The following is a 22,541-nucleotide window of genomic DNA, read 5'->3' on the forward strand; positions in this document are numbered from 1 at the left end:
ATTCTCTTCGATTAGACAATGAAGGCCGCAGCCTTCATTGTAAACGGCGTTCTTAGTTTGTACGACGACGCGTTAACGCCACGCCAGCACCAACGAGTGCGCCCACAATCCCCCACATGATCATCAGGAATGCACGGCGCGGACTGTCGCGTTTTACAGGTTCTTCAGGCGTTCTCAAATAACGATAGGTCTGAAAACGCGGGTCCAGTGATGGGCCGACATTAAGCGTATTAAGCATCGCGCGGTTTTGATCGTAGTCGAGGTCAAAATCAGGCCCAACGGCCTGCAGGTTTTCCAGACGCGCCTGCAGCATAGGGCGACCAAGAAGGAACATTTCCGAGTCAGGCAGTTCATCAGCCGGGACATCCGTCTCGGTACGGGAAATATTATGCTGTTCCGCAATTTTCAGCGCCTGTTGGATGTTATGGACGCGACGCGCAAAAATGGCGTTTGCCACCTCTTCCTGACGTTTGACCTGCGCCTTCATCTGGATAGTGCGGGCTGCCCAGGCGCCTTTAAGCTCTTCATTCAGATGGCTTGCGGCACGCTGGCTGGCAAACGCAACGTACTGGCGCAACAGGTTGTTGGCGTCCGGCGCAGTTTCCGCAATCAGCTTGACGCTGTCGTTGACGTTACGCAGCGCATCGCCCGGCATGAACTGAATGTTGTTAATCAGATCGTCCAGCAGCGCAGCATCGGCTTTGGTGTTATCAACCCGACGCTGTTTGTAGTAATCCGTCTGGGACCAGAAATCGCGGCGTGTATCCCACGAGGCCAGCTGCATCACAAACTCTTTGTAGGCCTCATCCATAACGGAAGCCTGGTCCGGGGTGGCAAGGCTGGCTTTAATATCCAGGTTTCGCAGGAATTGCTGCTGGGAGTAGTACCCTCCAAGCATATTAACCGTTGGTCTGTCCGTAATTGCCGTGGCGCTCCACTCCTGTTTTGCAAAGAATGTGTAGGCCAGCGCCAGCAGTGCAAACCCCAGCGCGATCCCCGCAATCCAAAGTTTGCCTGCCCATAACACGCGAAACAAACCCCGAATGTCCAGTTCATTCTCTGTTACCACTGATTTCGCTCCCGCCAACGGTTGAGTCATCATAGTCCCGGTTTTACTTAGTTAATGTTGTGTTTTTGCCACTGTTACGTCGCATCCTGCGCTTAATACGTTTAATGAATCGCGCCACTTTCCATGCGCGCTTAATGCAGTAGCCGTAGAAAGAAAACGCTAGCAAGAATAGTACCAACATGGCCCATTCAGGCACAAAATGTGTATATTCCGCCGTCACGCCAATCCCCGCCAGAATAGCAGCCGCCAGCGTAATAAGCACAAATGCCTGCCGGGAAGTGAATCCGGCTCGCATGATCAAATGATGAATGTGCTGACGGTCAGCAGAGAATGGACTCATCCCTTTACGCAGGCGGCGATACATAATCGCGACCATATCCATTAAGGGGATTGCGATAATCCATAATGCCGTTACCGGACTGATAGGATGTACATCGCCCTGAGTGGTTTCCAGCAAGATCCAAATGATAGTAAAGCCGATAAGCGTGCTACCCGCATCGCCCATGAAGACTTTATAGCGTCGGCCCAATGCGCCGAGATTCAACAGGATATAAGGCAGGATGGCCGCAATCATGGCGAAACACCACATTGCGAGACTATATTGCCCATCGAACCATAAAATGAAACCAATGGCGGCAAATGAGACGCAGGACAGGCCTCCCAGCAAACCATCAATACCGTCAACCATGTTGAACGCGTTAATCGCCACCCACACGGCAAAAAGTGTCAGGAAATAGCCGAACGGGCCGAGCTCCATCTCCCAGGAACCAAAAATGTAGCCCAGGCTACTCAAATGCAGTTTTGCAAACACCATCATTGCAATAGCGACCGCTGCCTGAACGAAGGCGCGGATTTTGACGCTAATGTCGTATCTATCGTCAAGCGCGCCGATCACGACAAGAACCGCTGCGCAAGAGAGATATAACCTGGCATGCGGAATATAGTAATCCGCGATAGCAAAAGTGAAGCAGATTCCTGCGAAAACAGAGATCCCCCCGACCAAAGGGATCATGCCTTGATGACGCTTACGAAAGTTGGGTTTATCCACTAAGCCCAGATATTTCGCCACCTTACGTGCCAGAAACAAAAAGCAGGTGGTAAATAAGAAAATACTGGTTAGTTCAGTAAACGTATCAAGTAGGTTCACAATGGATGTTCTCAACAAATGTTAGTCAAGGAAGTATAACCATCAAGGCGCTGAGCCTGAAGTTATAAAGCAAACCTCTTACAGTTCCATTTGTTTATTATTCAAGCTATTAATGTTTTTACTGTGCGAATTATCTTATTGTCGCACTGACCGGTCAAAATTGGGAGTAGGTGGAACTAGCGTATAGCCCATAAAAGAAAAACGCCACGTAAAAACGTGGCGTTCGCTGGCTTTATTTGCGTTACGAGCGCTTCATCATGTCGAAGAAGTCGTCGTTGGTTTTGGTCATCGCCAGTTTGTTAATGAGAAACTCCATCGCGTCAATTTCACCCATTGGATGGATGATTTTGCGCAGGATCCACATTTTCTGCAGCTCTTCCTGGGTGGTGAGCAGCTCTTCTTTACGCGTACCGGAACGGTTGTAGTCGATAGCCGGGAAGACGCGTTTTTCAGCGATCTTACGAGAAAGGTGCAGTTCCATGTTACCTGTACCTTTAAATTCTTCGTAGATAACCTCGTCCATTTTGGAACCGGTATCGATCAGCGCCGTTGCGATGATGGTCAGGCTGCCGCCCTCTTCCACGTTACGTGCCGCACCGAAGAAACGCTTCGGACGATGCAGGGCGTTAGCGTCTACACCACCGGTCAGCACTTTACCGGACGCCGGCACCACGGTGTTGTAGGCACGCGCCAGACGGGTGATAGAGTCGAGCAGGATGATCACGTCTTTCTTGTGCTCAACCAGGCGTTTCGCTTTCTCGATAACCATTTCCGCAACCTGAACGTGGCGAGATGCTGGCTCGTCGAAGGTAGAAGCAACCACTTCACCTTTAACCAGACGCTGCATCTCGGTAACTTCTTCCGGACGTTCGTCAATCAGCAGCACCATCAGCACGCAGTCTGGATGGTTATAGGCGATGCTCTGCGCGATGTTCTGCAGCAGCATGGTTTTACCCGCTTTTGGCGGGGCCACAATCAGACCACGCTGGCCACGACCAATTGGTGATGCCAGATCCAGAACACGCGCGGTTAAGTCTTCAGTAGAACCGTTACCACGCTCCATGCGCAGGCGAGAGTTCGCGTGCAGCGGCGTTAAGTTCTCAAAGAGGATCTTATTACGCGAGTTTTCTGGCTTGTCGAAGTTAACTTCATTGACTTTCAACAGCGCAAAGTAGCGTTCACCCTCTTTAGGAGGACGAATCTTACCTGAAATGGTGTCACCAGTGCGGAGGTTGAAACGGCGGATTTGGCTAGGGGATACGTAGATGTCGTCAGGGCCGGCGAGGTAGGAGCTGTCTGCAGAGCGGAGGAAACCAAATCCGTCTTGCAATATCTCCAGCACACCGTCGCCAAAGATATCTTCGCCACTCTTAGCGTGCTGCTTCAGGATGGCGAAAATGATGTCCTGCTTGCGCATACGAGCCTGGTTTTCCAGCCCCATATTTTCGCCGAGAGTGATCAGCTCAGAAACCGGCGTATTCTTTAATTCGGTAAGATTCATAATGGTGTGGGTTCTTAAACTCGGGGTGATTCTCGAACTTAATGTTGTGAATGGTATGGCAGGGTCATCCATGCCTGTTTAGCGGCCATCAACTCATGTCTGTTCGCTGTCTGGTCACAGGGAAAGAACGCAGAACTGAAACGACAAGACGGATTGAGTGACAAGCCCGGAATTTAGCCACTTCACGCACTGTTCATGTCAACAACGGGAAGTATCGGGTAAAACAAGATTCAAACAACAGATATGTTTAAAACGAAGTCATAGCTAACTTAGCACGACTTCAGCCGGGCGTCCAGAGTTCCACATCATTTAGCCATGGGCTCTGGACGCACAGCGGAGAAACCTTACGCCAGGTTAGCGTCCAGGAACTCTTTCAGCTGACCTTTGGACAGCGCGCCCACTTTGGTCGCCGCCACTTCACCGTTTTTGAACAGCAGAAGGGTTGGGATGCCACGGATACCGTATTTTGGTGCGGTGCCCGGGTTCTGGTCGATGTTCAGCTTGGCAACCGTCAGTTTGCCCTGATATTCGTCAGCGATTTCATCCAGAATCGGGGCGATCATTTTGCAAGGACCACACCATTCAGCCCAGAAATCGACGAGGATCAGCCCGTCAGCCTTAAGTACGTCCGTGTCAAAACTGTCGTCAGTCAGGTGAATAATTTTATCGCTCATATATAACTCCACAGGAATAAGCCTGGTACGTTGGTTTTGTCTCCACCAACGACGTGTTGATGTCGCATTAACCAACTAAAGGTTGACTTTATTTCACCGGATACGCTTTCGTAAAGCAATAGTAAGCTGATATTCTACCACACTATGAGCAAAACACATTTAACAGAACAGAAGTTTTCCGACTTCGCCCTGCACCCAAAAGTGATCGAAGCCCTTGAAACAAAAGGGTTTCATAACTGCACGCCCATTCAGGCTCTCGCCCTGCCGCTGACGCTGGCCGGTCGCGATGTTGCAGGGCAGGCGCAAACCGGTACCGGCAAAACGATGGCGTTTTTAACGTCAACGTTTCATTATTTACTTTCTCACCCAGCGATTGCAGACCGCAAAGTTAACCAGCCGCGCGCGCTAATTATGGCCCCGACGCGAGAACTGGCGGTACAGATCCACGCAGACGCTGAACCCCTGGCGCAGTCTACCGGCCTGAAGCTTGGCCTGGCCTATGGCGGCGACGGCTACGATAAGCAGCTGAAAGTGCTGGAAAGCGGCGTGGATATCCTGATCGGTACCACCGGCCGTCTTATCGACTACGCCAAACAGAATCACATTAACCTCGGCGCCATCCAGGTTGTCGTGCTTGATGAAGCTGACCGTATGTACGATCTGGGCTTCATTAAAGATATCCGCTGGCTGTTCCGCCGCATGCCGCCGGCAAATCAGCGCCTGAACATGCTGTTCTCTGCCACCCTTTCTTACCGCGTACGCGAGCTGGCGTTCGAGCAGATGAACAACGCCGAGTATGTGGAAGTGGAGCCAGAGCAGAAAACGGGCCACCGCATTAAAGAAGAGCTCTTCTATCCTTCCAATGAAGAGAAAATGCGTCTGCTGCAAACGCTGATTGAAGAAGAGTGGCCGGATCGCGCCATTATCTTCGCGAACACCAAACACCGCTGTGAAGACATCTGGGGCCATCTGGCTGCAGACGGTCACCGTGTTGGCCTGTTGACCGGCGACGTGGCGCAGAAAAAACGCCTGCGTATTCTTGAAGAATTTACCCGTGGCGATCTCGATATTCTGGTCGCAACCGACGTTGCTGCTCGTGGTCTGCACATTCCAGCCGTGACGCACGTCTTTAACTACGATCTGCCAGACGACTGTGAAGACTACGTACACCGTATCGGTCGTACCGGTCGTGCGGGCGCAAGCGGTCACTCTATTAGCCTTGCGTGTGAAGAGTATGCGCTGAATCTTCCAGCCATTGAGACCTACATCGGTCACTCTATTCCGCAGAGCAAATACAATCCGGAAGCGCTGTTAAGCGAACTGCCGCCGCCTAAGCGTCTTACCCGCCCACGCTCCGGCAATGGTCCGCGTCGTTCAGGCGGCGCACCGCGTAATCGTCGTCGTTCAGGTTAATACATTATGCTCAGCTCCACCTCGCTCTATGCGGCAATTGATCTCGGTTCGAATAGTTTTCATATGCTGGTTGTGCGTGAGGTGGCGGGAAGCATACAAACGCTGACGCGCATTAAGCGCAAGGTCCGCCTCGCGGCGGGCCTGAGCAGTGATAACGACCTCTCACCTGAAGCCATGGAACGTGGCTGGCAGTGCCTGCGACTCTTTGCTGAGCGTCTGCAGGATATCCCGCATGCCCAAATCACCGTCGTCGCCACAGCGACGCTCCGACTGGCGGTTAACGCCGTAGATTTTATTGCCAAAGCGCAGGAAATTCTGGGATGCCCGGTTCAGGTCATTAGCGGTGAAGAAGAAGCACGCCTGATCTATCAGGGTGTTGCACACACGACGGGCGGAGACGATCGCCGTCTGGTGGTGGATATCGGCGGTGCCAGTACCGAACTGGTCACCGGCACCGGCGCGCAGGCGACGTCGCTGTTCAGCCTGTCGATGGGCTGCGTGACCTGGCTGGAACGTTACTTTGCCGACCGGAATCTGGGTAAAGAGAATTTCGACGAAGCAGAAAATGCCGCGCGCGAAGTGTTACGCCCGGTGATGGACGAACTGCGCTATCACGGCTGGAAGGTCTGCGTGGGTGCTTCGGGTACCGTGCAGGCTCTGCAGGAAATTATGATGGCGCAGGGCATGGACGAGCGGATCACGCTTGCCAAACTTCAGCAGCTTAAACAGCGAGCCATTCAGTGCGGACGCCTTGAAGAGCTGGAAATTGAAGGCCTGACGCTGGAACGCGCGCTGGTCTTCCCTAGCGGGCTGGCCATTCTGATCGCCATATTCACCGAATTGAATATCCAGTGTATGACCCTCGCCGGCGGCGCGCTGCGTGAAGGTCTGGTCTACGGAATGCTGCATCTGTCGGTCGATCAGGACATCCGCAACCGTACGCTGCGCAACGTGCAGCGTCGTTTTCTGGTTGATATCGATCAGGCAGGACGCGTCTCGCAGCTGGCATCACGCTTTGCCGACCAGGTCGCTAACGCCTGGGATCTCGATCATCTGAGCCGCGATTTATTGCTGAGCGCCTGCGCGCTGCATGAAGTGGGGCTAAGTATTGATTTTAAACAGGCGCCGGCTCATGCAGCGTATCTGGTACGTAACCTGGATTTGCCGGGCTACACGCCCGCACAGAAAAAATTGCTGGCAACGCTGCTGCTGAACCAGACCAACGCCGTTGATCTCTCCTCTTTGCATCAGCAGAATGCCGTACCGCCGCGCGTGGCCGAGCATCTGTGCCGCCTGCTGCGTCTGGCGATTCTGTTTGCCAGCCGCCGCCGCGATGATTTGCTGCCCGCCATTAATATGGTGGCCAATGACGAGAAGCTGACGCTGACGCTGCCGGAAAACTGGATTGATCGTCACCCGTTAGGGGCAGAGATGATCGAGCAGGAGTGCCAGTGGCAGAGCTATGTGCACTGGGTGCTTGAGGTGAAGTAATACGCTGAACATTGCCGGGTGGCAGCTTCGCCTTACCCGGCCTACTCATCATTATCCCTTCTCTTTGGCTTTTGCCAGCATGGCGCGAATGTTAGCCACGTTAGCCTGTCCCTTGTGCATCCGCTCTTCTGCGGTAATCACTTTACGCTCCTGTTCCCAAATCAGATCGTCCTGCGGCAGTTCCAGCAGGAAACGGCTGGGTTCCGGGCGAACCAGTTCACCGTACTGACGGCGCTCTTTACACAGCGTGAACGTAAGCTCCTTCTGCGCGCGGGTGATCCCCACGTAGGCCAGGCGGCGCTCCTCGTCGACGTTGTCTTCATCAATGCTGCTCTGGTGCGGCAATAACCCTTCTTCCATGCCGACCAGATACACATACGGGAACTCCAGCCCTTTTGACGCATGCAGCGTCATCAGCTGAACCTGGTCAGCCTCTTCTTCGCTCTCGCCGCGCTCCATCATGTCGCGCAGAGTAAAGCGAGTGACCACCTGGGTCAGGGTCATTGGCTCGTCAATCTCAGAGCCTTCCAGCATTTCGGTCATCCAGCTGAAAAGCTGGTTAACGTTTTTCATGCGCATTTCAGCCGCTTTTGGGCTGGCGGAGGTTTCGTACAGCCAGGATTCATAGTCGATGCCGTGGATCAGATCGCGCACGGCAGCCACCGGCTCGCGCTCTGCCAGCCGCTGTACTTCGCCCAGCCAGTGAGTGAAACGCGTTAAGTTGTCATATCCGCGTCCCGTCAGCGTCTGGCTCAGCCCCATGTCAAAGCTGGCGGTAAACAGGCTTTTATTGCGGGTCATCGCCCATTCGCCCAGCTTTTGCAGCGTCGCCGGGCCAATTTCGCGTTTCGGTGTATTCACGATACGCAGAAACGCGCTGTCGTCATCCGGATTAGTCAGCACGCGCAGATAGGCCAGCAGATCTTTAATTTCAGGCCGCGAGAAGAACGAGGTGCCGCCGGAAATTTTGTAAGGAATGCGGTTCTGCATCAGCATCTTTTCAAAGACGCGCGACTGGTGATTGCCGCGGTAGAGGATCGCGTAATCCTTATATTCGGTTTTATTGACGAAGTGGTGGGCAATCAGTTCGCCCGTCACGCGCTCCGCCTCATGCTCTTCATTATTGGCGCTGAGCACCTTCAGCTCCGTACCGTAGCCCAGCTCGGAGAAGAGACGCTTCTCAAAAACGTGCGGGTTATTGGCAATCAGGATGTTTGCCGCCTTCAGGATGCGCCCGGAGGAGCGGTAGTTCTGCTCCAGCTTAATCACCTGCAGCGCGGGGAAATCTTTACTGAGCAGCACCAGGTTTTGCGGCCGCGCACCGCGCCAGGAATAAATTGACTGGTCGTCGTCGCCGACCACGGTGAAACGCGCACGCTGCCCCACCAGCAGCTTCACCAGCTCGTACTGGCTGGTGTTGGTGTCCTGATATTCATCCACCAGCAGGTAGCGGATTTTGTTCTGCCAGCGCTCGCGCACCTCTTCATTTCGCTGCAGCAGCAGCGTAGGCAGCAGGATCAGGTCGTCAAAGTCCAGCACGTTGCACGCTTTCATGTGCGCGTCGTAAAGACCATAGCAGTGGGCGAAGATCCGATCCCGTTCGCCTTTGGCGATCGCCGCGGCCTGGGCCGGGGTCATCAGATCGTTTTTCCAGTTCGAGATCGTCGAGATCAGCTGCTGTAACAGCACCTTATCATCTTCGATCAGCCCCTCGGTGAGCTCTTTGAGCAACGCCACCTGGTCAGTGTCATCGAAAAGCGAAAAGTTGGATTTCATCCCCAGCGCGGCGTATTCACGTTTAATGATATCCAGCCCCAGCGTGTGGAAGGTGGAGATCATCAGCCCACGCGCCTCTTTACGTCCCAGCGTCTGGCCGACACGCTCTTTCATCTCGCGCGCCGCTTTGTTGGTAAAGGTAACCGCCGCAATATGGCGGGCCTGATAGCCGCAGCCGCGGATCAGGTGCGCAATCTTATTGGTGATGACGCGCGTTTTGCCGGATCCTGCACCCGCCAGCACCAGACACGGTCCGGTGACAAATTCGACGGCTTGTTGTTGTCCGGGGTTTAAACGCATAAATGATCACTCAATGAAAGTCAGGAGGGGAGAATAACAGCGTGGTAGTATAGCGAGCCTAATCCATACCACTCAAGGCACGATCATGGCAAAAACAGCAGCAGCACTGCATATTCTTGTTAAAGAAGAAAAACTGGCTCTGGATCTTCTGGAGCAGATCAAAAACGGCGCCGACTTCGGCAAGCTGGCGAAGAAGCACTCTATTTGCCCGTCAGGCAAACGTGGCGGCGATTTAGGCGAATTCCGTCAGGGTCAGATGGTGCCGGCGTTCGATAAAGTGGTCTTCTCCTGCCCGGTGCTGGAGCCAACCGGCCCGCTGCATACCCAGTTCGGATACCACATTATCAAAGTGCTGTATCGCAAATAAAAAGCCGGGTGGCGGCTGCGCCTTACCCGGCCTACATCTTACGTTTTGTAGGTCGGGTAAGCGAAGCGCCACCCGACAAGGTTGTTAACCTGCTACCGCAATACGTTTCATATCGGTCATGTAGCCACGCAGTTTGTGACCCACTTTCTCGATCTGGTGACTGCGAATCGCTTCGTTCACATCGCGCAGCTGCGCGTTGTCTACCGCACCTTCCGCAATCGCTTTGCCCAGATCGCCCGTCTGCAGGGTGGTCATGAACTCTTTCAGCAGCGGTACGCAGGCGTAAGAGAACAGGTAGTTACCGTATTCTGCGGTATCCGAGATAACCACGTTCATTTCGTACAGACGCTTACGGGCGATGGTGTTTGCAATCAGCGGCAGCTCGTGCAGCGATTCGTAGTACGCAGACTCTTCGATGATGCCAGAATCCACCATGGTTTCGAACGCCAGCTCAACGCCTGCTTTCACCATCGCGATCATCAGTACGCCTTTATCGAAGTACTCCTGCTCGCCGATTTTACCTTCATACTGAGGCGCAGTTTCGAACGCGGTTTTACCGGTCTCTTCACGCCAGGTCAGCAGTTTCTTATCATCGTTCGCCCAGTCCGCCATCATGCCGGAAGAGAACTCACCGGAGATGATGTCGTCCATGTGTTTCTGGAACAGCGGCGCCATGATGGTTTTCAGCTGCTCAGAGAGTGCGAATGCGCGCAGTTTTGCCGGGTTGGACAGGCGGTCCATCATCAGCGTAATGCCGCCCTGCTTCAGCGCTTCGGTGATGGTTTCCCAGCCGAACTGAATCAGTTTTTCTGCGTATGCCGGGTCAGTACCTTCTTCCACCAGCTTGTCGAAGCAAAGCAGAGAGCCCGCCTGCAGCATGCCGCACAGAATGGTCTGCTCGCCCATCAGGTCAGATTTCACTTCGGCAACGAAGGAAGATTCCAGCACGCCCGCACGGTGGCCGCCAGTCGCCGCTGCCCAGGCTTTGGCAATCGCCATGCCTTCGCCTTTCGGATCGTTTTCCGGGTGAACTGCGATAAGCGTCGGCACGCCGAAACCACGTTTGTACTCTTCGCGTACTTCTGTACCCGGACACTTCGGTGCCACCATCACCACGGTGATGTCTTTACGGATCTGCTCGCCCACTTCAACGATGTTGAAGCCGTGGGAGTAACCCAGCGCGGCGCCGTCTTTCATCAGCGGCTGTACGGAGCGCACAACGTCGGAGTGCTGCTTGTCCGGGGTCAGGTTAACCACCAGATCCGCCTGCGGGATCAGTTCTTCATAGGTACCCACTTTGAAGCCGTTTTCGGTCGCTTTGCGCCAGGACGCGCGCTTCTCAGCAATCGCTTCTTTACGCAGGGCGTAAGAGATATCCAGACCGGAGTCACGCATGTTCAGGCCCTGGTTCAGACCCTGTGCGCCACAGCCGACGATGACCACTTTTTTACCCTGAAGGTAGCTCGCGCCATCGGCAAATTCGTCGCGCGCCATGAAGCGGCATTTGCCCAGCTGCGCCAGCTGCTGGCGCAAGTTCAGTGTATTAAAGTAGTTAGCCATGGGTGATACCTCGTGATGTTGTGTTGTTTATTACTCTATGGATTTCACGTTTTAGGAAGGCGTCAAGTCTGCGAATCCCCAGGAGCTTACTCTGGTAAGTGACTGGGGTGAGTTGACGCAGACAACGCACCTACAACGTGAAAGACGACGAGTAATTTATTGTTCGGTTCGCCTTTCAGCGACAATGTACCCACATTACAACAGGAAATTTATTGCGGAAATTGATATATTCACAACGTCACATTGCAATTTTTGCAATGTAAAAAGAGGGAGTGGAATCGGTGGATTTACGCGATCTAAAAATGTTCCTGCACCTGGCGGAAAGCCGTCACTTTGGCCGCAGCGCCCGGGCGATGCACGTCAGTCCTTCCACGCTGTCTCGCCAGATCCAGCGCCTTGAGGAAGACCTCGGCCAGCCGCTATTCGTGCGCGATAACCGTACCGTCACCCTCACGGAAGCGGGAGAAGAGCTGCGCATCTTTGCCCAGCAGACACTGTTGCAGTACCAGCAGCTGCGGCACGCCATCGATCAGCAGGGGCCGTCGCTTTCCGGCGAGCTGCATATTTTCTGCTCCGTGACCGCAGCCTACAGCCATCTGCCGCCCATTCTCGACCGATTCCGCGCGGCGCATCCGTCGGTTGAAATTAAGCTCACCACCGGTGACGCCGCCGACGCGATGGAAAAAGTGGTGACGGGCGAAGCGGATCTCGCCATTGCCGGGAAGCCGGAAACCCTACCGGGCGCGGTAGCGTTTTCGATGCTGGAGAATCTGGCGGTGGTGCTGATTGCCCCGGCGCTGCCCTGCCCGGTGCGTAACCAGGTCTCGGCGGAAAAACCGGACTGGTCCACGGTGCCGTTTATCATGGCCGATCAGGGGCCAGTGCGTCGCCGCATCGAGCTGTGGTTCCGCCGTCAGAAAATCAGCAATCCGTCGATATACGCTACCGTCAGCGGTCATGAGGCGATGGTGTCGATGGTGGCGCTGGGCTGCGGCGTGGCGCTGCTGCCGGAAGTGGTGCTGGAAAACAGCCCGGAACCGGTGCGCAATCGCGTGATGATTTTAGAGCGCAGCGACGAGAAGACGCCGTTTGAGCTTGGCGTGTGCGCACAAAAAAAGCGGCTGCATGAGCCGCTTATTGATGCGTTCTGGACGATATTGCCGAACCACTAGCCAGCCAGGAAGAACCTGAACGCCGGGTTGTGGGTTTCGTCGTGGCACTCATAGCCCAGCTCGTTCAGGCGCGTTTCGAAATCCGGCTCGTGCTCGCCCAGTTCGAACGCCGCCAGCACGCGGCCGTAGTCGGTGCCGTGGCTGCGGTAGTGGAACAGAGAGATGTTCCAGTGCGTACCCAGCGTGTGCAGGAACTTGAGCAATGCGCCCGGTGATTCCGGGAACTCGAAGCTGAACAGGCGTTCCTTCAGCGGCTTTGATGGACGGCCGCCGACCATGTAGCGCACATGCAGCTTCGCCATCTCGTCGTCGGAAAGATCGACCACGCTGTAGCCACCGTCATGCAGCAGGCTCAGGATCTCTTTACGCTCTTCCACGCCGCGGCTCAGACGCACGCCAACAAAAATGCAGGCATCTTTGGCATCGGCAAAACGGTAGTTGAACTCCGTCACCGAACGACCACCCAGCAGCTGGCAGAACTTCAGGAAGCTGCCCTTCTCTTCCGGAATGGTCACCGCCAGCAGTGCCTCACGCTGTTCCCCCAGCTCGCAGCGCTCGGAAACGTAGCGCAGACCGTGGAAGTTCACGTTGGCACCTGACAGCACGTGCGCCAGACGTTCGCCGCGAATGTTGTGCTGGGCGATGTATTTTTTCATCCCCGCCAGCGCCAGCGCACCGGACGGTTCCGCCACCGCGCGTACATCCTCGAACAGATCTTTCATCGCCGCGCAGATCGCATCGCTGTCGACGGTGATGATGTCATCGAGATATTCCTGGCACAGGCGGAAGGTTTCGTCACCAATGCGCTTCACCGCCACGCCCTCGGCAAACAGCCCGACGCGCGGCAGGTCGACCGGATGACCGGCATCCAGCGCTGCTTTCAGGCAGGCGGAGTCTTCCGCTTCCACGGCAATGACTTTAATCTGCGGCATCAGCTGTTTGATCAGCACCGCCACGCCTGCGGCTAAGCCACCGCCGCCCACCGGGACGAAGACGCGGTCAAGATGGGCATCCTGCTGCAGCAGCTCAAGCGCCAGCGTGCCCTGCCCGGCGATCACCATCGGGTGGTCGAACGGCGGTACCCAGGTGAAACCCTGCTGCTGCGCCAGCTCAATCGCTTTGGCTTTCGCTTCGTCAAAATTGGCGCCGTGGAGCAGTACTTCGCCGCCGAACCCGCGCACCGCATCGACTTTAATATCCGCGGTAGCAACAGGCATCACGATCAGCGCTTTCAGCCCCAGACGGGCAGACGAGAACGCCACGCCCTGCGCGTGGTTGCCCGCCGAGGCGGTAATCACCCCGCGCGCTTTTTGCTCGTCGGTCAGCCCGGCCATCATCGCGTAGGCCCCGCGCAGCTTGAAGCTGTGCACCGGCTGACGGTCTTCGCGCTTCACCAGAATGACGTTGTCGAGGCGCGAAGAGAGCTTTTCCATTTTCTGCAGGGGCGTGACCTGCACGGCTTCATAGACCGGTGCGCGCAGCACCGCTCTCAGATATTCCGCCCCTTCGGGGGCGGCGGATAAGGGTTGTGACTCGGCCATCATTAGCCCCCAAGTTTAGATTTATCGCGCACCGCGCCTTTATCCGCACTGGTGGCAAGGCTCGCGTAGGCACGCAGGGCGAAGGAGACTTCGCGCTGACGATCTTTCGGCGTCCAGGCTTTGTCGCCGCGGGCTTCCTGCGCTTCACGACGGGCCGCAATCTCCTGGTCGCTCAGCTTCAGCTGGATGCCGCGATTTGGAATGTCGATTTCAATCAGGTCGCCGTCTTCGATGATCGCGATGTTGCCGCCGCTTGCCGCTTCCGGGGAGACATGGCCGATGGAGAGGCCGGAGGTGCCGCCGGAGAAACGCCCGTCAGTGATCAGCGCACAGGCTTTGCCGAGGCCCATGGATTTCAGGAAGGTGGTTGGATAGAGCATCTCCTGCATGCCCGGACCGCCTTTCGGCCCTTCGTAGCGAATGACAACCACGTCGCCTTCCACCACTTTGCCGCCGAGGATCGCGTCTACCGCTTCATCCTGACTTTCATACACTTTCGCCGGACCGGTGAATTTCAGGATGCTGTCGTCCACGCCTGCGGTTTTTACGATGCAGCCATTTTCCGCAAAGTTCCCGTACAGCACGGCCAGACCGCCGTCTTTGCTATAGGCGTGTTCCAGCGAGCGGATGCAGCCTTCGGCGCGGTCATCGTCCAGCGTGTCCCAGCGGCAGTCCTGCGAGAACGCCTGGGTGGTGCGAATGCCAGCCGGACCGGCGCGGAACATTTTTTTCACCGCATCGTCTTTGGTCAGCATCACATCGTATTTGTCCAGCGACTCCGGCAGCGTCAGGCCGAGCACGTTTTTCACGTCGCGGTTCAGCAGCCCGGCGCGATCCAGCTCACCCAGAATACCGATGACGCCACCGGCACGGTGCACATCTTCCATGTGGTACTTCTGGGTACTCGGTGCGACTTTACACAGCTGCGGCACTTTGCGGGAGAGCTTGTCGATGTCGCTCATGGTGAAGTCGATTTCGGCTTCCTGCGCGGCGGCCAGCAGGTGCAGAACGGTGTTAGTGGAACCGCCCATGGCGATATCCAGCGTCATGGCGTTTTCGAACGCCGCTTTACTGGCGATGTTGCGCGGCAGCGCGCTGGCGTCGTCCTGCTCGTAGTAGCGTTTGGTCAGCTCAACGATGCGCTTGCCCGCGTTAAGGAACAGCTGTTTACGGTCGGCGTGGGTCGCCAGCAGCGAGCCGTTGCCCGGCTGAGAAAGGCCCAGCGCTTCGGTCAGGCAGTTCATGGAGTTGGCGGTGAACATCCCGGAACAGGAGCCGCAGGTCGGGCACGCGGAACGTTCCACCTGGTCGCTCTGCTCGTCAGAGACTTTCGGGTCCGCGCCCTGGATCATCGCATCGACCAGGTCGAGCTTGATGATTTTGTCGGAAAGCTTGGTTTTCCCCGCTTCCATCGGGCCGCCGGAGACGAAGATCACTGGAATGTTCAGGCGCAGGGAGGCCATCAGCATCCCCGGGGTGATTTTGTCGCAGTTGGAGATACAGACCATCGCATCGGCGCAGTGGGCGTTAACCATGTACTCTACGGAGTCGGCGATCAGCTCGCGCGACGGCAGTGAATAGAGCATGCCCCCGTGGCCCATTGCGATACCGTCATCCACTGCAATGGTATTGAACTCTTTCGCCACACCGCCGGAGGCTTCGATTTGCTCGGCAACCAGTTTACCGAGGTCGCGCAGGTGCACGTGGCCCGGTACAAACTGGGTGAAGGAGTTCACCACGGCGATAATGGGCTTGCCGAAATCGGCGTCGGTCATTCCGGTAGCGCGCCACAGCGCGCGGGCTCCCGCCATGTTACGGCCGTGGGTGGTGGTGGCTGAACGATACTTAGGCATGCTTTATTGACTCCCGTCTGACTATTTAATGGGACGGTGCGTGCCGTCCCAAATTTATACTTAGTGATTAACCTGATCCAACCAGCCGTATTTATCTTCCGTTTCGCCGGTGAAGAGGCCGAAGAATGCCTGCTGGATGCGTTTGGTGACCGGGCCGCAGCGACCTTCACCCACCTGGATACCGTCTACGCTGCGCACCGGCGTGATTTCAGCGGCAGTGCCGGACATAAACACTTCATCGGCCAGATACAGGGATTCGCGAGACAGCACCTGCTCGCGCACTTCGATACCCAGATCTTTCGCCAGCTTGATGATGGCGTCACGGGTGATGCCCGGCAGCGCGGACGAGGTGAACGGCGGCGTGAACAGGATGCCGTCTTTCACTTCAAACAGGTTTTCGCCCGCGCCTTCAGAGATGTAGCCGTTCACGTCGAGGGCGATACCTTCCTGATAGCCGTGGCGGCGCGCTTCGCTACCGACCAGCAGTGAGGAGAGGTAGTTTCCGCCTGCTTTCGCGGCGGTCGGGATGGTGTTAGGCGCCACGCGGTTCCAGGAAGAAACCATTGCGTCGATCCCCTGCTCCAGGGCTTCTGCTCCCAGGTAAGCACCCCACGGGAACGCAGCAATGATCACATCGGTGTTGTAACCGGCCGGCGGGTTCACGCCCATGCCAACGTCGCCTACGAAGACCAGCGGACGAATATAGGCGCTGGTCAGGTTGTTCTTACGAATCACCTCGCGGCAGGCTTCCATCAGTTCATCCACGCTTTGAGAAACCGGGAAACGATAAATTTTGGCTGAGTCATGCAGACGCTGCATGTGTTCGCGATGGCGGAACACCACTGGTCCTTTGTGAGAGTCGTAGCAACGGATGCCTTCAAACACGGAGGTACCGTAGTGCAGCGCGTGGGACATCACGTGGACTTTCGCGTCCTCCCAGCGAACCATCTCCCCATTGAACCAAATGTAATCAGCTTTTTTTGTCGTCATTTTTTCGTCCTGTCACGCTCAAGCGCGGATTTGTTGTGATGTGGTTGTGCTCTGGCAGATGGCAACATGGGCAACGTCTACCAGCTTTGATAACTGACTAAACAGTAAGTCGACCGGCCGCGGGCTGGCAACGGTTAATTCGATACTGATATTTTGCGCGTCGGTGGCCGTTTCCATATTCATTGAGCAAATCTGAAAACCACGGTGGCGGACCACACGCAATACGCGTTCTAACGTTTCCGGGTTGAAGCGAGCCTGCACGGCGACCTGATGTTGCATCATGATAATTTCTCCAGCATTTGTGAGTTACTGGCACCGGGCGGTACCAACGGCCAGACGTTCTCAAGCTCGTCGATTGAGACATGAAGCAGGTATGGCCCTTCGCTTGACAGCATGGTGTCGAGTGCCGCTTCAACCTGGTCTTTACGGGTGATGTGCTGGCCAGGAATGCCGAAGGCGCTGGCCAGGGTGAGGAAATCGGGGTTATCGGTGAGAGTCGTTTCGCTGTAACGCTCCTGGAAGAACAGTTGCTGCCACTGGCGAACCATCCCTAAACGCTGGTTATCGAGCAACACGATCTTCAGCGGTAACTGCTTGCGCTTCACGGTGCCGAGTTCCTGAACGTTCATCATGAAGGAGCCGTCACCGGAGATACAGATAACGGTATCGTTCGGGCGGGCAACCTGCGCACCAACGGCTGCTGGCAGACCGAAGCCCATGGTACCCAAGCCGCTGGAGGTGATGAAGTTTTCCGGGCGGGTGTAGGTCATGTGCTGGGCGGACCACATCTGGTGCTGGCCCACATCCGTCGTCACCACGCTGTCTGCGGGTTTACGGTCGGACAGCTGCTTCAACAGCAGCGGCGCGTAGATGGCCTCGCCGGGGTGGTCGTAACGCCAGGCGTGCTCGGCGCGCATGTCTGCGGTGTGCTGACGCCATGCGTTGATATCCAGCGGCTGCTGCAATGCCGGTAACAGCGCGTTGAGATCGCCCTGCAGCGCGACGTGCGCCTGACGCAGCTTGTTCATCTCCGCCGGGTCGATATCCATATGAATGACTTTGGCGTTCGGCGCAAAAGTGTTCAGCTTGCCGGTAACGCGGTCGTCGAAACGGGCGCCCACGGCGATGAGCAAGTCGCACTCCTGTACCGCCAGGTTCGCCGCTTTGGTGCCGTGCATCCCCAGCATACCAAGGTAATACGGGTAGTCCGCGTCGACTGCGCCCAGACCTTTCAGCGTACAGGTGGCGGGCATCTGTGTAGTCGCGATAAATTCGCGCAGGGCAGGAACGGCCTGCGCCATGCCTACGCCACCGCCTACGTACAGCATCGGCTGTTTCGCCTGCGCCAGCATCTGGCGGGCTTCTTCAACGTCTGCATGCGGGAACGCATCGTTGCTTTCAACGGTGGAGAAGTGCGGCTCCAGATCACCGAGAGCAACCTGGATATCTTTCGGGATATCCACCAGAACCGGGCCAGGACGGCCAGAGCTGGCAACCTCGAACGCTTCAGCCATCACGCGCGGCAGCTCTTCGAGGGACTGAACGAGGAAGCTGTGTTTGGTGCAGGCCAGGGATAAGCCGAGTACGTCCACTTCCTGGAAGGCATCGGTACCGATGAACGGAGAGGCCACCTGACCGGTGATCGCGACAACGGGAACGGAATCGAGCAGCGCGTCAGCCAGGCCGGTGATCAGGTTCGTTGCGCCCGGACCTGAAGTTGCCATGCAGACGCCGGTTTTACCCGTCGCGCGGGCATAGCCAATAGCGGCCATCGCTGCGCCCTGCTCGTGCCGGCACAAGAGGTGTTCCACGCCGCCGTCATACAGTGCATCGTAAATCGGCATAATTGCGCCACCCGGATAACCGAATACGGTTTTCACTCCCTGCGCGCGCAACGCATGTACAACCCATTGTGCCCCATTCATAGTTAGTTCCCCGTCATAAATCTGAAGAAACAGAATTTTGTGCTAGTCGTCATGATCTGCTCCTCGTTTAAGTTTTTTAGTCATAAAAAAACCCCCGGACCTTTCGGTGCGGGGGTCTTAGTTCGTTAAGGCTTGATTTCTAAGCCTTTCCTCGTCCAAGTGCAGCCCCGCACGGTGGGATAATAATCACCACCACGCTAATCACGACCAGGCTAATCACTCGTAGAAGGGCTGTCATTTTCAGTTCTTTTTGCATCTAGTTCGAAGGAATACCTAAAGAGTTACCACAGTTTTTAAAGCAAACACAAGATTTATTTATGACACAGTTGATTAGCCAGCGAATCATATTTCTTAAAATCGTTGTTTTATATGAGGAAATTAGAAAATGAATATTTTTCATTTTTTTCACGTCCCCTGCAGCGTCAAAACGCGGTTTTTCACGTTTTGCGTGGAGGCTTCCACGCAGGTGTAACGGTTTCAACTTGCCGCCAAAATGCCTGAACAGGGGTCGTAAATTCGCTAAACCACGCTAAACAGGCAACGCTCACACTGGCATAGTCCCACCAGGAGGTAGTGTAAATGTCACTGTCAGTTGTTTATACGCGTGCGGCTCTAGGGGTGAAGGCTCCGCTTATTTCCGTAGAGGTTCATTTGAGTAATGGACTGCCCGGGCTCACGCTAGTCGGTTTACCTGAAACAACGGTAAAAGAGGCCAGGGATCGCGTTCGTAGCGCAATAATAAATAGCGGTTATACCTTCCCCGCGAAGAAGATCACCATCAACCTTGCCCCCGCCGATCTGCCCAAAGAGGGGGGACGATATGATTTACCTATCGCGATAGCGCTTCTCGCGGCTTCTGAGCAGCTTAAGACGAGCAGGCTAGGCTCGTATGAGTTCGTGGGTGAACTCGCGCTTACAGGCGCGCTAAGAGGCGTTCCCGGTGCGATATCAGGGGCGCTGGAGGCAATCCGCGCAGGGCGGCAAATCATTGTGGCCAATGAAAACGAATCAGAAGTGAGCCTTATCGCAGAAAAGGGGTGTCTCATCGCCGGGCATCTTCAGGAAGTGTGTGCCTGGCTGGAAGGGCGACATGAACTGTCCGAGCCGGAGGAGTATGGCGATGCTATAGCGGATGCGCCAGAAGACCTTAGTGAGATCATGGGACAGGAGCAAGGGAAGCGCGCTCTGGAGATTACAGCAGCAGGTGGACACAATCTTCTGCTGATTGGCCCGCCGGGTACGGGCAAAACCATGCTGGCGAGCAGGCTGAGCGGGTTGCTCCCGCCGCTTAATAATCATGAAGCGCTGGAAAGCGCTGCCATTTATAGCCTGATCGGTTCAACGTCGTTGCACAAACAGTGGCGTCGACGTCCCTTTCGTTCCCCGCATCATAGCGCGTCCCTGACGGCAATGGTCGGCGGTGGGTCTATTCCGGGGCCGGGTGAGATCTCACTGGCACACAACGGCATTCTGTTTCTTGATGAGCTACCTGAGTTTGAGCGCCGCGTGCTGGATGCACTGAGGGAGCCCATTGAATCCGGCGAGATACATATCTCACGCACGCGAGCCAAAATAAGCTATCCCGCCCGTTTTCAGCTTGTCGCGGCGATGAACCCCAGCCCGACGGGGCATTATCAGGGCAACCATAACCGCTGTACGCCAGAGCAGACGCTGCGCTATCTGGGAAAACTCTCCGGTCCATTTCTCGACCGTTTCGATTTATCACTGGAAATCCCGCTTCCACCGCCGGGTCTGCTCAGGCAGACGGATAGGCTGGGCGAAAACTCCGCACATGTTCGCGAGCGGGTTATCGCGGCACAGGCGCGACAGTACGCCCGTCAAAACAGGCTGAATGCACGGCTGGATAATGCCGGGATCCGACAGTTTTGTTCTCTTAACGGTGAAGATGCGGCGTGGCTGGAGGAGACGTTGACGCGCTTTGGGCTTTCCATACGTGCATGGCAGCGTTTATTGAAAGTGGCCAGAACCATTGCGGATGTGGAGGGATGTACTGACATTGAGAGGAAACACTTACAGGAGGCGCTGAGCTATCGCGCTATCGATCGTTTGCTGCTGCATCTGCAGAAGTTACTGACATAAAAAAAGGGGCCGTAGCCCCTTCTCTTCATTCTAGTCATCAGACTCGGTGTAGTCTTCTGCACCTTCCATCTGCGGCTTGCCGCCAGACAGCGTATGGAAGCGCTTTGGACGCTTAATGCGCGCCATGTACTTGATCCATACACGTTCTGCTTCAGACTGCGGCTCACGCTCGCCACGGCACACTGAGACAAACTGCTTTTCATCTTCAGTTGCAGGCTCACGTTTGCCCAGATCCAGCTCATTAAAGGCGTAACCATGACGCTCAAGCAGCTGCGCCTCTTTGATGGTGAAATCGCCGTGACGAGAGAACCCGCGCGGATAATGTTTATTGTCGAAAAAACGATTAGTCGTCGTAAAGCTTTCCGCCATCCTACACGCTCCTAATTCTTTGGCCGAGCTATTTATGGCGCGGAGTATTAGTTACGCTTGACAGAGTGTAAAACAAAACATTTAAATCATAACGACAAATAATTTTGTGGAGAAAGATGTGGATACGGAATTGCTAAAAACTTTCCTTGAAGTGAGCAGAACGCGTCACTTCGGGCGAGCCGCTGAAGCCCTTTACCTGACGCAGTCAGCAGTCAGTTTTCGTATTCGACAGCTGGAAAATCAACTGGGTGTGAATCTTTTTACCCGCCATCGCAACAACATCCGTCTCACGCCTGCCGGTGAAAAACTGCTTCCCTATGCGGAGACATTGATGAACACCTGGCAGGCAGCGCGCAAAGAGGTGGCGCATACCTCAAGGCACAATGAGTTCTCTATTGGGGCCAGCGCATCCTTGTGGGAATGTATGCTCAGTCAGTGGCTGAGCAAGCTATATCATTCACATGGGCACCTGCAATTTGAGGCCAGAATTGCGCAACGTCAGTCACTGGTTAAACAACTTCATGAGCGGCAGCTGGATCTGCTTATAACGACAGAAGCCCCCAAAATGGACGAATTTAGCAGCCAGATCGTAGGGCAGTTCGGCCTGGCTCTTTACGCTTCTGAACCCTCAATGATGAAAGCCGATCTGACCTATTTGCGGCTGGAGTGGGGCCCTGATTTTCAGCAACATGAGACGGGATTGATCGCACCTGATGATGTTCCACAGTTAACAACCAGTTCTGCTGAGATTGCCTGTCAGCAACTTCCCCTGTTGAAGGGGTGTACCTGGTTACCAGTCCGTTGGGCAGACGCCAAGCCTGGGCTACATACCGTGGTGGATTCCACTACCCTTTCCCGACCGCTGTATGCGATTTGGCTGCAAAATAGCGACAAGCAATCTCAGATTAAAGATCTGTTAAAAATCAACGTAATGGATTGATGCTGAGGCCAGCAGGGATGCTGGCTGCATTTCAGAATGCGGATATTTCACCAAATTTCAGGCAAAAAAAATCCTTTGCCGAAGCAAAGGATTCTATATGGCAGGGGCGGAGAGACTCGAACTCGCGACACCCGGTTTTGGAGACCGGTGCTCTACCAACTGAGCTACGCCCCTAAAGTTTCTTACCATCAAGCCTGCCTAAGAGGCAGGCTTGATGTCTTAATAAGTGGCGGAACGGACGGGACTCGAACCCGCGACCCCCTGCGTGACAGGCAGGTATTCTAACCGACTGAACTACCGCTCCACCGAAGACTGCTTGTAACCACCGGATTTATGCACCGGCTTACTACTTA

General features: G+C 55.4%; 19 protein-coding genes and 2 tRNA genes. 6 read left to right on the plus strand and 15 right to left on the minus strand.

Annotation, left to right across the window (positions count from 1 at the left end; genetic code table 11):
- Nucleotides 1-52: 52 nt before the first annotated feature.
- From wzzE to trxA, 4 genes are all read right to left on the minus strand, one after another.
- Nucleotides 53-1,099: an ECA polysaccharide chain length modulation protein gene (gene wzzE / locus ACWKXT_RS21145; RefSeq protein ID WP_116343689.1), complete on the minus strand. Its 1,047-nt coding sequence runs from the start codon at nt 1,097-1,099 to the stop codon at nt 53-55.
- Between the two features lie 13 nt (nt 1,100-1,112).
- On the minus strand, nt 1,113-2,216 hold the full coding sequence (gene wecA, locus ACWKXT_RS21150) for a UDP-N-acetylglucosamine--undecaprenyl-phosphate N-acetylglucosaminephosphotransferase (RefSeq protein ID WP_454529448.1): 1,104 nt from the start codon (nt 2,214-2,216) through the stop codon (nt 1,113-1,115).
- Nucleotides 2,217-2,457: 241 nt separating this feature from the next.
- Entirely contained in the window at nt 2,458-3,717 is a 1,260-nt protein-coding gene (gene rho / locus ACWKXT_RS21155) for a transcription termination factor Rho (RefSeq protein WP_008501566.1), read from the minus strand.
- A gap of 344 nt (nt 3,718-4,061) precedes the next feature.
- A complete protein-coding gene (gene trxA, locus ACWKXT_RS21160) occupies nt 4,062-4,391 on the minus strand; it encodes a thioredoxin TrxA (protein WP_006179218.1) in 330 nt (109 codons plus the stop codon).
- Between the two features lie 144 nt (nt 4,392-4,535).
- Here trxA and rhlB point away from each other — a divergent pair, with 144 nt between their 5' ends.
- Together rhlB and gppA are read left to right on the plus strand one after the other, a co-directional pair.
- On the plus strand, nt 4,536-5,804 hold the full coding sequence (rhlB, locus tag ACWKXT_RS21165; RefSeq protein WP_063145039.1) for an ATP-dependent RNA helicase RhlB: 1,269 nt from the start codon (nt 4,536-4,538) through the stop codon (nt 5,802-5,804).
- A 6-nt stretch (nt 5,805-5,810) separates the two neighbouring features.
- Entirely contained in the window at nt 5,811-7,295 is a 1,485-nt protein-coding gene (gene gppA / locus ACWKXT_RS21170; RefSeq protein ID WP_454533347.1) for a guanosine-5'-triphosphate,3'-diphosphate diphosphatase, read from the plus strand.
- 51 nt (nt 7,296-7,346) lie between these two features.
- Here the strand turns inward: gppA and rep are convergent, their stop codons facing one another.
- Nucleotides 7,347-9,371 carry a DNA helicase Rep gene (rep, locus tag ACWKXT_RS21175; protein WP_028014817.1) on the minus strand — a complete coding sequence of 675 codons (2,025 nt, stop codon included), beginning with the start codon at nt 9,369-9,371 and terminating at the stop codon, nt 7,347-7,349.
- A gap of 85 nt (nt 9,372-9,456) precedes the next feature.
- Between rep and ppiC the strand changes: the two genes are divergently transcribed.
- A complete protein-coding gene (gene ppiC / locus ACWKXT_RS21180) occupies nt 9,457-9,738 on the plus strand; it encodes a peptidylprolyl isomerase PpiC (protein WP_004886861.1) in 282 nt (93 codons plus the stop codon).
- A gap of 84 nt (nt 9,739-9,822) precedes the next feature.
- On the opposite strand, the gene ilvC is transcribed toward ppiC, so the two are convergent.
- On the minus strand, nt 9,823-11,298 hold the full coding sequence (gene ilvC / locus ACWKXT_RS21185) for a ketol-acid reductoisomerase (protein WP_045261004.1): 1,476 nt from the start codon (nt 11,296-11,298) through the stop codon (nt 9,823-9,825).
- Between the two features lie 281 nt (nt 11,299-11,579).
- On the opposite strand from ilvC, the gene ilvY reads away from it, so the two are divergent.
- Nucleotides 11,580-12,470, plus strand: a complete 891-nt coding sequence (ilvY, locus tag ACWKXT_RS21190; protein WP_454529451.1) for an HTH-type transcriptional activator IlvY — start codon at nt 11,580-11,582, stop codon at nt 12,468-12,470.
- Here ilvY and ilvA read toward each other — a convergent pair.
- The 6 genes from ilvA to ilvL all read right to left on the minus strand — a co-directional run bounded on the left by ilvA (nt 12,467) and on the right by ilvL (nt 19,017).
- Nucleotides 12,467-14,011 carry a threonine ammonia-lyase, biosynthetic gene (gene ilvA / locus ACWKXT_RS21195; protein ID WP_120159893.1) on the minus strand — a complete coding sequence of 515 codons (1,545 nt, stop codon included), beginning with the start codon at nt 14,009-14,011 and terminating at the stop codon, nt 12,467-12,469. The two genes, ilvY and ilvA, sit on opposite strands and share 4 nt — an antisense overlap.
- Nucleotides 14,012-14,013: 2 nt before the next feature.
- The gene (ilvD, locus tag ACWKXT_RS21200; RefSeq protein WP_205922966.1) at nt 14,014-15,864 is read right to left on the minus strand and encodes a dihydroxy-acid dehydratase; all 1,851 of its coding nucleotides are present in this window, start codon (nt 15,862-15,864) and stop codon (nt 14,014-14,016) included.
- A 60-nt stretch (nt 15,865-15,924) separates the two neighbouring features.
- Complete coding sequence (gene ilvE / locus ACWKXT_RS21205; RefSeq protein WP_014885677.1) at nt 15,925-16,854, minus strand: branched-chain-amino-acid transaminase; 930 nt, start codon at nt 16,852-16,854, stop codon at nt 15,925-15,927.
- 18 nt (nt 16,855-16,872) lie between these two features.
- A complete protein-coding gene (ilvM, locus tag ACWKXT_RS21210; protein WP_003860184.1) occupies nt 16,873-17,136 on the minus strand; it encodes an acetolactate synthase 2 small subunit in 264 nt (87 codons plus the stop codon).
- Nucleotides 17,133-18,779: an acetolactate synthase 2 catalytic subunit gene (gene ilvG / locus ACWKXT_RS21215; protein WP_454533348.1), complete on the minus strand. Its 1,647-nt coding sequence runs from the start codon at nt 18,777-18,779 to the stop codon at nt 17,133-17,135. Before ilvG ends, ilvM begins: the two co-directional genes overlap by 4 nt.
- 139 nt (nt 18,780-18,918) lie before the next feature.
- Entirely contained in the window at nt 18,919-19,017 is a 99-nt protein-coding gene (gene ilvL / locus ACWKXT_RS21220) for an ilv operon leader peptide (protein ID WP_001311244.1), read from the minus strand.
- 341 nt (nt 19,018-19,358) lie between these two features.
- Between ilvL and ACWKXT_RS21225 the strand changes: the two genes are divergently transcribed.
- Nucleotides 19,359-20,879, plus strand: a complete 1,521-nt coding sequence (locus tag ACWKXT_RS21225; RefSeq protein WP_454529454.1) for a YifB family Mg chelatase-like AAA ATPase — start codon at nt 19,359-19,361, stop codon at nt 20,877-20,879.
- Between the two features lie 30 nt (nt 20,880-20,909).
- Here ACWKXT_RS21225 and ACWKXT_RS21230 read toward each other — a convergent pair whose 3' ends face one another.
- Entirely contained in the window at nt 20,910-21,248 is a 339-nt protein-coding gene (locus tag ACWKXT_RS21230) for a DUF413 domain-containing protein (RefSeq protein ID WP_008501577.1), read from the minus strand.
- Between the two features lie 118 nt (nt 21,249-21,366).
- On the opposite strand from ACWKXT_RS21230, the gene hdfR reads away from it, so the two are divergent.
- Nucleotides 21,367-22,188 (plus strand): HTH-type transcriptional regulator HdfR, encoded by an 822-nt coding sequence (gene hdfR, locus ACWKXT_RS21235; RefSeq protein ID WP_454533349.1) that lies wholly within the window; start codon nt 21,367-21,369, stop codon nt 22,186-22,188.
- 98 nt (nt 22,189-22,286) lie between these two features.
- On the opposite strand, the gene ACWKXT_RS21240 is transcribed toward hdfR, so the two are convergent.
- Both ACWKXT_RS21240 and ACWKXT_RS21245 read right to left on the minus strand, forming a co-directional pair.
- Nucleotides 22,287-22,362: transfer RNA gene (locus tag ACWKXT_RS21240), tRNA-Trp, on the minus strand.
- A gap of 53 nt (nt 22,363-22,415) precedes the next feature.
- Nucleotides 22,416-22,492, minus strand: a tRNA-Asp gene (locus tag ACWKXT_RS21245).
- Nucleotides 22,493-22,541: the final 49 nt, after the last annotated feature.

This window comes from Enterobacter sp. UPMP701, from assembly GCF_053709515.1.

Coding starts and splice junctions, on each gene's coding strand:
- wzzE (WP_116343689.1), bottom strand. CDS start 1,099: ATGACTCAACCGTTGGCGGGAGCGAAATCAGTGGTAACAGAGAATGAA.
- rho (WP_008501566.1), bottom strand. CDS start 3,717: ATGAATCTTACCGAATTAAAGAATACGCCGGTTTCTGAGCTGATCACT.
- trxA (WP_006179218.1), bottom strand. CDS start 4,391: ATGAGCGATAAAATTATTCACCTGACTGACGACAGTTTTGACACGGAC.
- rhlB (WP_063145039.1), top strand. CDS start 4,536: ATGAGCAAAACACATTTAACAGAACAGAAGTTTTCCGACTTCGCCCTG.
- gppA (WP_454533347.1), top strand. CDS start 5,811: ATGCTCAGCTCCACCTCGCTCTATGCGGCAATTGATCTCGGTTCGAAT.
- rep (WP_028014817.1), bottom strand. CDS start 9,371: ATGCGTTTAAACCCCGGACAACAACAAGCCGTCGAATTTGTCACCGGA.
- ppiC (WP_004886861.1), top strand. CDS start 9,457: ATGGCAAAAACAGCAGCAGCACTGCATATTCTTGTTAAAGAAGAAAAA.
- ilvC (WP_045261004.1), bottom strand. CDS start 11,298: ATGGCTAACTACTTTAATACACTGAACTTGCGCCAGCAGCTGGCGCAG.
- ilvA (WP_120159893.1), bottom strand. CDS start 14,011: ATGGCCGAGTCACAACCCTTATCCGCCGCCCCCGAAGGGGCGGAATAT.
- ilvD (WP_205922966.1), bottom strand. CDS start 15,864: ATGCCTAAGTATCGTTCAGCCACCACCACCCACGGCCGTAACATGGCG.
- ilvE (WP_014885677.1), bottom strand. CDS start 16,854: ATGACGACAAAAAAAGCTGATTACATTTGGTTCAATGGGGAGATGGTT.
- ilvM (WP_003860184.1), bottom strand. CDS start 17,136: ATGATGCAACATCAGGTCGCCGTGCAGGCTCGCTTCAACCCGGAAACG.
- ilvG (WP_454533348.1), bottom strand. CDS start 18,779: ATGAATGGGGCACAATGGGTTGTACATGCGTTGCGCGCGCAGGGAGTG.
- ilvL (WP_001311244.1), bottom strand. CDS start 19,017: ATGACAGCCCTTCTACGAGTGATTAGCCTGGTCGTGATTAGCGTGGTG.
- ACWKXT_RS21225 (WP_454529454.1), top strand. CDS start 19,359: ATGTCACTGTCAGTTGTTTATACGCGTGCGGCTCTAGGGGTGAAGGCT.
- ACWKXT_RS21230 (WP_008501577.1), bottom strand. CDS start 21,248: ATGGCGGAAAGCTTTACGACGACTAATCGTTTTTTCGACAATAAACAT.